At 32.2% G+C, this 9,985-nt stretch carries 10 protein-coding genes, 1 pseudogene and 1 riboswitch; of the genes and pseudogenes, 8 read left to right on the forward strand and 3 right to left on the reverse strand.

What is annotated here, in order from left to right:
* The first annotated feature begins 68 nt into the window (after positions 1 to 68).
* Positions 69 to 272, forward strand: a riboswitch (cobalamin riboswitch).
* A 64-nt stretch (positions 273 to 336) separates the two neighbouring features.
* Positions 337 to 2,268, forward strand: coding sequence for a TonB-dependent receptor plug domain-containing protein (locus AB8B90_RS01835; protein WP_405333086.1), 1,932 nt, complete (start codon positions 337 to 339; stop codon positions 2,266 to 2,268).
* Positions 2,269 to 2,319: 51 nt separating this feature from the next.
* On the opposite strand, the gene AB8B90_RS01840 is transcribed toward AB8B90_RS01835, so the two are convergent.
* Entirely contained in the window at positions 2,320 to 3,756 is a 1,437-nt protein-coding gene (locus AB8B90_RS01840; RefSeq protein WP_405333088.1) for a S41 family peptidase, read from the reverse strand.
* Positions 3,757 to 3,992: 236 nt separating this feature from the next.
* Between AB8B90_RS01840 and AB8B90_RS01845 the strand changes: the two genes are divergently transcribed.
* From AB8B90_RS01845 to AB8B90_RS01860, 4 genes are read left to right on the forward strand one after another with little or no spacing between them, the layout of a single operon-like run.
* Complete coding sequence (locus AB8B90_RS01845; RefSeq protein WP_405333090.1) at positions 3,993 to 4,502, forward strand: RNA polymerase sigma factor; 510 nt, start codon at positions 3,993 to 3,995, stop codon at positions 4,500 to 4,502.
* Positions 4,489 to 5,046: a hypothetical protein gene (locus AB8B90_RS01850; RefSeq protein WP_405333092.1), complete on the forward strand. Its 558-nt coding sequence runs from the start codon at positions 4,489 to 4,491 to the stop codon at positions 5,044 to 5,046. Before AB8B90_RS01845 ends, AB8B90_RS01850 begins: the two co-directional genes overlap by 14 nt.
* Before the next feature lie 15 nt (positions 5,047 to 5,061).
* Positions 5,062 to 5,634, forward strand: a complete 573-nt coding sequence (locus tag AB8B90_RS01855) for a DUF4252 domain-containing protein (RefSeq protein ID WP_405333094.1) — start codon at positions 5,062 to 5,064, stop codon at positions 5,632 to 5,634.
* A gap of 7 nt (positions 5,635 to 5,641) precedes the next feature.
* Positions 5,642 to 6,184, forward strand: a complete 543-nt coding sequence (locus AB8B90_RS01860; protein ID WP_405333096.1) for a DUF4252 domain-containing protein — start codon at positions 5,642 to 5,644, stop codon at positions 6,182 to 6,184.
* Between the two features lie 57 nt (positions 6,185 to 6,241).
* Here the strand turns inward: AB8B90_RS01860 and AB8B90_RS01865 are convergent, their stop codons facing one another.
* Together AB8B90_RS01865 and purB are read right to left on the reverse strand one after the other, a co-directional pair.
* Entirely contained in the window at positions 6,242 to 6,430 is a 189-nt protein-coding gene (locus AB8B90_RS01865; RefSeq protein WP_405333098.1) for a hypothetical protein, read from the reverse strand.
* Complete coding sequence (gene purB, locus AB8B90_RS01870) at positions 6,430 to 7,773, reverse strand: adenylosuccinate lyase (protein WP_405333100.1); 1,344 nt, start codon at positions 7,771 to 7,773, stop codon at positions 6,430 to 6,432. The genes AB8B90_RS01865 and purB overlap by 1 nt, the downstream gene beginning before the upstream one ends.
* A gap of 175 nt (positions 7,774 to 7,948) precedes the next feature.
* Here purB and AB8B90_RS01875 point away from each other — a divergent pair, with 175 nt between their 5' ends.
* From AB8B90_RS01875 to AB8B90_RS01885, 3 genes and pseudogenes are all read left to right on the forward strand, one after another.
* Positions 7,949 to 8,869, forward strand: coding sequence for a YihY/virulence factor BrkB family protein (locus AB8B90_RS01875; RefSeq protein WP_405333101.1), 921 nt, complete (start codon positions 7,949 to 7,951; stop codon positions 8,867 to 8,869).
* Position 8,870: 1 nt separating this feature from the next.
* A complete protein-coding gene (locus tag AB8B90_RS01880) occupies positions 8,871 to 9,296 on the forward strand; it encodes a DUF2147 domain-containing protein (RefSeq protein WP_405333103.1) in 426 nt (141 codons plus the stop codon).
* A 35-nt stretch (positions 9,297 to 9,331) separates the two neighbouring features.
* A pseudogene (locus AB8B90_RS01885) lies at positions 9,332 to 9,985 on the forward strand (primosomal protein N'); the annotation flags it as partial.

Here is a 9,985-nt window from a genome sequence, read left to right on the forward strand (position 1 = left end):
GATTTATTTGATTTATAAAATGAATAAGAAAAAATAGGTTTTATTAGTATCAACTTAAAAAAGAATCTACTTTTGCCAAGAATTTAGGTTCCATTTGTATAAACGAATGGATTAAAAGGGAATCTGGTGAGAAATTTATATTCAAGTCCAGAGCTGTTCCCGCAACTGTAAGCTATTTAGCTTGTTATTAACTTCATTGTCACTGGATTATATCTGGGAAGACCAATAACAAGACGCAAGTCAGGAGACCTGCCAAATTCAAACATATAAGTCAAACTTTCGGGATAAAAGTTTACGTATGATAATCCATGCGATTCCGAGTAATTAAAGATTACAATGAACACAAAAACAAAGATTTTTGGTATGCTAACTTTTGGTGTGTCAATGTTAAGCTTTGCGCAACAGCAAGCAGATTCATTAACTGTAGAGCAACTAGATGAGGTTGTTGTTACTGATTCTAAATTTAAGCTGAAACGCGAAAATTCTGGTAAAGTGATTACTAAAATCACTCAAAAAGACCTGCAAAACCTACAAGGGAAATCAGTTGCGGATATTATTAATAATACTGCTGGTATAGAGATTAATGGTGTACGAAGTAATGCAGGGCAAAATTTAAATTATTTTGTTCGTGGAGGTCGAAACCGACAGGTATTGGTCTTAATCGATGGCATTGCTGTAACTGATCCTTCACAAATTGCAAATGATTATGATTTACGATTATTAAATGCAGATCAAGTTGAAAGCATAGAGATTCTTAAAGGCGCATCAAGTACGCTGTATGGCACAGGAGCAGCTTCAGCAGTAATTAATATCAAATTGAAAAAGGCTTTAAAAGATGTAATTGCTGTTAATTTAAGAAGTACTCTTGGAACGAATAACAACCAAGATGATGCTGATTACGATGTTGAGAACTTTTTAAATAGTGTTTCTGTTAATGGAACTCTAAATAATTTTACGTATTTAGCTAGCTTCAGTCATCAATATACTGATGGTTTGTCAGCGATTTCAGATGGTAAAAATTCTGATGCGTTTAATGCGAATAATGGTTATTTAAAATTAGGATACCAGTTTTCGGATCGTTTTAAACTGAATACTTATGCAAGCTATGATAAATTTAAAGCTGAATTTGACGATAGTTTTTTATTTATGGATGCCGATAATTTATCGATTACCAATCAATATAGAATAGGAGTATCTCCAGAGTTTTTATATAAAAATGGTAGTATTACACTTAATGTGGCTTATAATAATGTTGAGCGTGAAATACAGTCTAGTTTCCCAACACAATTTAAAGCAGAAAGTTTTGTAGGTGATTTGTATAATCGATATAATTTTAACGATAAATTTCACACAGTTTTAGGTGTTAATGCTCAGCAGAATGAAATAGAAACCTTTTCTATTCCTTTCGGTAGTTCAGATTTTGTAAAGGATATAAGTTCTGATGACGCCTCATTTACAATAATTGACCCTTATGCTAATCTTGTTTACACATCTGGTTTTGGTTTAAATGTCAATCTTGGATTACGACTAAATAATCATAGTGAATACGGTAATCATTTGGTGTACAGTTTAAATCCATCATTTAAGAAAGACATGAGTTTTGGGTATATTAAAGGGTTAGCTAGTTATAGCACTGCGTTTATCGCACCATCATTGTATCAGTTGTTTGCACCTTCATTTGGAAATATCGATTTAAAACCTGAAGAAAATAGAACTGCAGAGGTAGGAGCAGAACTTAATATTAAAAATAAAGCAACTATAAGTATTGTATATTTCAATCGCTTAGAAGAGCATTTTGTTGATTTTGTAGATCAAGGAAACTTTGTATTTCAATATACTAATACTGAAAAAGAATTTACAGCTAGTGGATTTGAGTTAGTAGCAGATGTGAATTTAACCAAAGGCTTAAAGTTTATGGTAAATGGAACTTACACTAAAGTAGATGAAGATCTAAATCTCAGGATTCCAGAAATTAAAGTTAATGCTGCTTTAAACTATCAATTCAGTGATAAAACTTTTATGAGTTTGAATTATCAATATAATGATGATCGTGATGACACTTTTTTTAATAACACAACTTTCAACAATGAGACGGTAAATTTAAAATCTTTCAGCCTAGTTGATTTTTATATCAGTCATAAGGTTGTTAATAATCGGATGACCATTTTTGTATATATTAATAATATTTTTAATGAAGACTATGAGGAATTACTTGGTTTCTCAACTAGAGGGAGGAATTTTAATTTAGGATTTAATCTAAGTTTATAAAATAAAAAAAAGCCACTTTAAAGTGGCTTTTTTTACGATTGTATTTACTTCTTATTCAAATTGACGCCTTTCAATAAAGAGGTCATCAATGGTAATGTACATGTGATCTTCAAAAGGTCTTAAATTGACATCCTTTTTATCAGCTTTAAATTCAGTTGATGGTTGAACATTACGCCCAAGTCCTTGAATGTTTAAAATAGCAGCAGAAAGCAAAGGCTCATTGATGTCCCCAAGAACACCATAGTTATTAGGTGTTTCAATTACTTCAATGAAAGGCGGTATGCCTGAGGCAGGAACAGCTCCATCATTAACATTAACAGAATTTGCAACTAATGGTTGAATAGCTACAGTATGGTTAGGGTTAATGTCATTTGGTCCAAAGTCTGGAGAATCATAAAGTGTAATTGATGCTTGGGTTTTTCCAACTGTAGTGTCACCAATTTGAATAACAGTTATGTATTCGCTTAGACTGTTAATTACTAACTCGCTAGCAGATGCTGAAGCTTCAGTTGTAAGAACGTAAATTTTATTGAGACTAAGACTGTTAAGATTGATGCCATTATAGTTGTTTGTAAAATTAAAATCTCTGTTGCTTTGCTGTAAATCTTCATTGTAGATTAATTTAGAAAAGACACTGCCATTAAATTGTCCAGTAATCATGCTTCCTAGGGCTGCAGCTACATCAATCCTTCCGCCTGGATTATATCTTAAATCTAATACCAAATGTTGCACATTATTAGCTTGAAATTCACCAAATGCAGCATTTAAATTACTCACAAAACTTGCGTTAAATCCATTATAAACTAAGTACCCAACATTTTCGCCATCAACATTAATAATTTGTGTTCGGAATACAGGGTTTTCTTCATAGGTGTCTCTTGTTACGTTAGCACTATTTGTTGTAGACTCTATAAAATCATCATTCTCTTGAGGTGTGCCATTATCATTGTAAGTTGCAAAGTTGAGTGTATAAGAACTTTGTCTTATTAAGTTTAGGTAATTAGACTCAGTTAATTGAATACCATCAATTGCATTAAATATTTGTCCGCGTTGTAAACCTAGTTGATCGCCAATACCTCCTGGGAGCACTAATCTGATCACTCCAATTTTTAGGGAAGAATCTTGTGGGTCTGGATGAAAATTAAATTCTAATCCAGTGGAAGAAGAAACGCCTTGTTGACTTTGATTGAAATTGAGATAATTTGGAATGAAGAAGCTAAAGCGATCTAAAGGCTCATAGACTAAATCGTCGAAAATATTTTCTGGTGTAGGAAATTGGTTGAGGTAGTCACGGAATTCGTTACTATCTGAAAAACGGTCATTGGCTAAGTCATCTACATTAATCTTATATAGATAAGTTGCATTCATGCCTTTCCAAATAAAATCATTTATTTCGCTAGCAGCAATAGCATTATCGTCGTTATCTTCAAAACAATTGGTGAATGTTATTGCTACGACAAGTAGCAGACAAAGTTTAATTAGTCTCATATCTTTTTCTTTTCAATTTTTATTGTAAACTAACAGTGCTGCAGTCTACTAAACTATAAATTTACTTACATTATTGTTAATTAAAAAATTTAATAATAATGTTATTATATTAGTATACAGTAGCTCAAGCGTTGAATGTTGTATTATTTTTTATTTCATTGTAACAAAATTTAAACATGCTCGTCGTAATTATAGAAAGCGACATAATCAATCGTTTTTAAACTAACAACCAAACAATGACACAGGCTGATTTTGTAAAATTAGTAATGCCTTTTAAGGATAAAGTCTTTCGCTTAGCAAAACGACTTTTGGTTTCTAATGAAGAAGCTGAAGATGCAACGCAAGAGATTTTAATGAAACTGTGGCGAAACAAACAGAAAATAAGTGAATACAGAAATGTTGAAGCGTTTTCAATGACAATGACAAAGAATTTTTGCTTAGACCGATTAAAATCAAAACAAGCACAGAATTTAAAAATAGTTCATAGTAATTATCAAGACAATAACACGTCATTACAGAAACAAATTGAGCATAGAGATAGTGTAGATTGGGTTTCAAAAATAATTGAAGAATTACCAGAACAACAAAAAATAATATTACAGCTAAGAGATATAGAAGCTTATGATTTTGATGAGATTGCAAAAGTGGTTGATATGAATCCAACAGCAATTAGAGTCGCCTTATCAAGAGCTAGAAAAACAATAAGAGAAAAATTAACTAATACACACAAGTATGGTGTTAAATAGCATAGAAAAACTATTAGAAAAGTATGACAATGGTGAAACATCACTAAAGGAAGAGCAGCAGTTGAAAAACTACTTTGCACAAGATAATGTAGCTCCTCATTTAGAATCATACAGAGTCATGTTTCAATATTTTAATACAACAAAACAAGAACTATATACTAAAGACGTTCCATTAAAACCTAAGAAAAATTTCGTATATCAATGGATTTCTGTCGCAGCAGTAGCAGTTCTAATGCTAGGGATTTTAATTCCTAATATAATGGGAGGTAATGAAAAACTAACACTTGCAGATTTATCTGATGAAGAGCGAGAAGTTTATTTCCAAACAAAAGAAGCACTAGCAATGCTATCTTCAAATTTTGATAAAGGCACTTCAAGTTTAAGTGTACTATCAGAGAATTTTAATCAAGGCACATCTAGCTTTAATGCTTTAGGCCTGGCATCAGAGAGTTTTAATGTTGGTGCCGAAAAAGCGAGTCATATTAATACACTCGGAAAAACAACAAACAAATTTTTAAAGAACACAAAACAAGTAAACAATTAAAAAAAACAAGTAAACATGAAAAATTTAATCGTAATAGTAGTAATAATGTTATCGTCAATCGTGACAAGTGCACAGAGTGTATTTGATAAGTTTGAAGATCAAGAAGAGGTGACATCTGTAATAGTTAACCAAAAGATGTTTAAAATGTTAGCCATGATGGGAATCGATGCCGATGACCCAGAGATGCAAGGTTATATTGATATGGCAGGAAATATCACTGGTTTTAAAGTATTTACAACCGGAGATAAAGCGATAGCAGCAGATATGAATGCTACTGTAGCTAAATATTTAAAAAACTCAAGCTTAGAAGAATTAATGCGAGTAAAAGATGGTGATCAGACTGTTAATTTTTATGTGAGAGAAGGGAAAGATGAGAATCATGTTAAAGAGTTATTGATGTTTGTTAACGGTATCAAAGAAATGACACAAGATCAAGACATCACTATTAATGGTAAGAAAAGAGAAATTGAAACCGTATTATTGACCTTAACAGGAGATATCGATTTAAGACAAATCTCTAAATTAACAAGTCAAATGAATATGCCAGGAGGCGAGCAGTTGAAAAAAGCAACAAAAGAACAAAACTAATAACACTATGTCATCAATCAAAACCATAATCATGATGTTGTTCTTGGTTGTAACCTTACAAAGTTGCAACCAAGATCCAACATTGCAAAGTTTCTACGTAGATAGTGAACTTGCACCAGGATTTACATCTTTAGATGTACCAATTAGCTTACTTAAAATAGATGAAACACTATTAGATGAAACACAACAAGAGGCCTACGACTCTGTTGATAAATTAAGTCTTATTGCTTTTGTTGCAGAAGATGGTAATAAAGATCAAATGGATATCGAGTATGCTAAAGTAAAAACCATATTAGAGAATCCTAAATATGAAGAGTTAATGAGAGGTGGAAATTCTACAGATGGAAAGTTTGTCGTAAAGTGTATTGGAGATGGTGATGATGTCGACGAATTTATCCTTTTAGGGAATTCTAAAGAGGCAGGTTTTGCAGTAGTTAGAATTTTAGGTGACGATATGAATTTTAGTAAAATAATGGATTTAGCTACTGTTTTAGAGGAAGGTAATATTGAAGAAACTCAATTAAAAGAAATCACTAAATTTTTTCAATAACTGATTATTATTGAATATGTTAATGTTAATCACCTTAAGTTATTCTTGAGGTGATTTTTATTTTGTATCTGTTTGTTGGTCTTTAATTGCAATCCAAACTAGCACAGCAACTAATGCTGCAAAACCAGTAAACAGAAGTGCTTTTACAATGATGTATTCTAGCATGCCAAAAATTCCAGAAATAAAAAATCCGAAGACTAGAATTCCTGTATAAATAAGTGCTAAAGTATTTTTGCTAAACATCATTATATCCCTGTGTAGTTACTTGGGTTGATAGCTTTTAATTCTGATTTAATAGCATCAGATACTTCTAAAGTGTCAATAAAATTTGAAATAGATGTCTCGTTGATAACTTCGTTAGTTCTTGTTAATCCTTTTAAAGCTTCATACGGATTTGGATAAGCTTCTCTTCGTAAAATAGTTTGAATAGCTTCAGCAACTACTGCCCAGTTGTTTTCTAAATCTTCAGCAAATTTAGATTCATTTAGTAATAGTTTGTTTAATCCTTTTAGAGTTGATTTAAAACCAATAAGTGTGTGCCCGAAAGGTACGCCAACATTACGCAAAACCGTACTATCAGTAAGATCTCGTTGTAATCTTGAAATAGGTAGTTTGGCAGATAAATGTTCGAAAATCGCATTAGCGATTCCTAAATTGCCTTCAGAATTTTCAAAATCTATGGGATTTACTTTATGTGGCATTGCGCTACTCCCAACTTCACCTTTTTTGATTTTTTGTTTGAAATATTCCATAGATACATAAGTCCATATGTCTCGATTAAAATCTATTATGATTGTATTGATGCGTTTTAAAGCATCAAATAAAGCAGCCATATGGTCATAGTGCTCAATCTGAGTTGTTGGAAACGAATGTTGTAAGCCTAGTTTTTCTTGAATGAACTGTGTTCCGAATGCTTTCCAATCTATATTTGGATACGCGACTTTGTGCGCGTTAAAGTTTCCAGTTGCACCACCAAATTTCGCTGCACTTGGAACATCGTTTAATAAGTTAAATTGCTCTTCTAAACGTGTTACAAATACTTGTATTTCTTTTCCTAACCTAGTCGGAGAAGCAGGTTGGCCATGAGTTCTTGCTAGCATAGGAATGTTTTTCCATTCTTCTGCTATATCTTTTAATTTTTTAAGTACTTCAAAATACTCTGGTACATAAACATCATTCATCGCTTCTTTGATGCTTAAAGGGATTGCAGTATTGTTGATATCTTGTGATGTTAATCCAAAGTGAATAAATTCCTTGTAGCTTGATAGGTTTAATTTGTCAAACTGTTCTTTTATAAAATATTCTACAGCCTTTACATCATGATTGGTAATGGCTTCAATATCTTTTATGGCTTGAGCGTGTTCTGATGTAAAGTTTGTGTAAATACCTCTAAGATCTTCAAAAACAGAAGCGTTAATGCCTGATAGTTGAGGTAGTTGTAATTCGCAAAGTGCAATGAAATATTCTATCTCTACTAAAACACGATATTTTATGAGCGCTTCCTCAGAAAAATAAGGAGCTAAACGATTTACTTTACTTCTGTATCGACCATCTATAGGTGAAATGGCATTTAATGATGATATTGACATTGGTTGTGCTGTGTTTTGACTGAAACTTTAAGTTTGTAAAGGTAATTGATTTGAACGGAAGCAAAGCAAAAGTCATTGTAAGTTTTTCTTATTTTCTTTAATTTGTAGGTATAAGTTTTCTACTTTTACGAGTGATCAAATCAGTTTGAATTTAGAATAAAGCCACTTACGTTACATGTCTAAACCTATTGAAGATAAATTAGAGAAAATTCCAATAGTTAATCTATTGGTTAAATTTTTCAAAAGCATTAAACTCAAGGTTTTAGAGGGTTTGTCACTCTATGATTTGTTAGAGCTGTATGTTATTGGAATTGTGAAAGGTGCCTTGAGTACTAGAGCTAGCGCAATTGCATATAGTTTTTTTATGGCTTTATTTCCATTTTTATTATTCGTTATTATTGTTATTCCGTATGTGCCAATTGATGGGTTTGAAACTGAGTTTTTAGATTTTTTGCAATCATTTTTACCACCTACGACAACCGGTTTCTTTTATGAAAGTATTTTTGAAAATATAAAAGGTGGTGGACTTATATCTTCAGTGTTTTTGATTTCAATATTGCTTATGGCAAATGGTGTAAATGCAGTATTTTCTGGGTTTGAAAGCTCTTATCACGAGCAGCTTACACGAAATGTGTTTAAGCAATATGTCTATGCACTCGGTGTTGCTATAATTCTGGCATTTTTGTTAATCCTGACTGTTGCTGTTCTGGGTTTATTTAATATCTATGTTGTGGAAAATATCGTCGAATTAGCGCATGTTGAAAATGAAAATAGCGGACTATTATTAGTATTGTCTCAGTATTTGTTTTTCATAATTATGGTGTATATGGCTACAGCTACGTTATACTATTTTGGGACTAAAGAAGGGAAGAAGTTTAAGTTTTTCTCAGTTGGAGCCTTGTTTACAACGTTATTGATAATTCTCACGTCTTATTTGTTTGGGATTTATATTGAAAATTTCGCACAATACGATAAACTTTATGGGTCAATTGGAGCGTTATTGATACTGATGTTTTATTTTTGGCTCAATGCTAATATATTATTATTAGGCTTTGAACTTAATGCCTCGTTAGCAAGATTAAGAAAACACAGATAAAATGCGTCACTTATTTTTTTACATACTATGCTTCGGAATGATTTTTTCTTCAGGTGCTCAAGGCATTTTAGGGCAATGGAAGACCATTGATGACGAAACTGGTGAAGAGAAATCCATAGTTGAAATTTATAAGAAAGACGGGAAGGTTTTTGGGAAGATTATTGAGATATTTGATGTCTCTAAACGTGATCTTCCATGTAAGTTTTGTGAAGGAGAAGATTATAACAAACCAGTTTTAGGATTAGAAATAATCAAAAACATGGAGGTTAAAGGAGATGCTTATAAAAACGGAACCATCACAAATCCAGAAGACGGTAAAGTGTATACTTGTCGACTCAAGCTTGATGATGATGACCCTAACCAACTTCAAGTAAGAGGCTATATTGCATTCTTTTATAAAACGCAATATTGGGTGAGAGTCGAATGATTTCGGTTCAGCTTAATAATATTATTTAAAACTATTTGAATTACTTCATTGACGTCATATTGCCTATTCCTTTAGAAAATAGTTTTACATATGCTATATCTAAAGCAGAATCTAGCTTTTTAAAACCTGGAATGCGAGTGTCTGTGCCTTTTGGGAAATCTAAAATCTATACAGGAATTGTTGAAAGCGTTCATCAATTAGCGCCTCAGGTTTATGAGGCAAAGCAGATTCATCAAATTCTAGACGAATCTCCTGTGGTTACCAATATCCAATTGAAGCATTGGCATTGGATTTCAAAATATTATATGTGTACTGTAGGAGAAGTGATGAGAGCTGCTTTGCCAAGTGCCTTTGTCTTAGAGAGTGAAACTGTAATTTATAAGAATGATGAAACTCAAATTAATGATGAGGATTTAAAAGACGACGAGTTTATTGTTTATGAGGCTTTGCATCATCAATCGTCTTTGAAAGTTCAAGATTTGATGTCGATTTTAGATAAAAAAAATGTACTGCCTGTAATTAAAAGGCTTCTTGATAAAGATGTAATTAGTGTTCAAGAAGAGATCTACGAAAAGTATAAGCCTAAATTGGTTCGATATGTCAAATTAGCTAGAGCACATACTTCAGAAGAAGCGCTTCAAGAATTGATGATGACCTTAAATAGAGCTCCTAAGCAACGTGATGTAGTG

Origin of the sequence: Psychroserpens sp. (assembly GCF_045105015.1) — a bacterium.
GTDB lineage: Bacteria > Bacteroidota > Bacteroidia > Flavobacteriales > Flavobacteriaceae > Psychroserpens.

Excerpts from the sequence above, each read along its gene's own strand:
- AB8B90_RS01835 (WP_405333086.1), top strand. The coding sequence starts at position 337 with ATGAACACAAAAACAAAGATTTTTGGTATGCTAACTTTTGGTGTGTCA.
- AB8B90_RS01840 (WP_405333088.1), bottom strand. The coding sequence starts at position 3,756 with ATGAGACTAATTAAACTTTGTCTGCTACTTGTCGTAGCAATAACATTC.
- AB8B90_RS01845 (WP_405333090.1), top strand. The coding sequence starts at position 3,993 with ATGACACAGGCTGATTTTGTAAAATTAGTAATGCCTTTTAAGGATAAA.
- AB8B90_RS01850 (WP_405333092.1), top strand. The coding sequence starts at position 4,489 with ATGGTGTTAAATAGCATAGAAAAACTATTAGAAAAGTATGACAATGGT.
- AB8B90_RS01855 (WP_405333094.1), top strand. The coding sequence starts at position 5,062 with ATGAAAAATTTAATCGTAATAGTAGTAATAATGTTATCGTCAATCGTG.
- AB8B90_RS01860 (WP_405333096.1), top strand. The coding sequence starts at position 5,642 with ATGTCATCAATCAAAACCATAATCATGATGTTGTTCTTGGTTGTAACC.
- AB8B90_RS01865 (WP_405333098.1), bottom strand. The coding sequence starts at position 6,430 with ATGATGTTTAGCAAAAATACTTTAGCACTTATTTATACAGGAATTCTA.
- purB (WP_405333100.1), bottom strand. The coding sequence starts at position 7,773 with ATGTCAATATCATCATTAAATGCCATTTCACCTATAGATGGTCGATAC.
- AB8B90_RS01875 (WP_405333101.1), top strand. The coding sequence starts at position 7,949 with ATGTCTAAACCTATTGAAGATAAATTAGAGAAAATTCCAATAGTTAAT.
- AB8B90_RS01880 (WP_405333103.1), top strand. The coding sequence starts at position 8,871 with ATGCGTCACTTATTTTTTTACATACTATGCTTCGGAATGATTTTTTCT.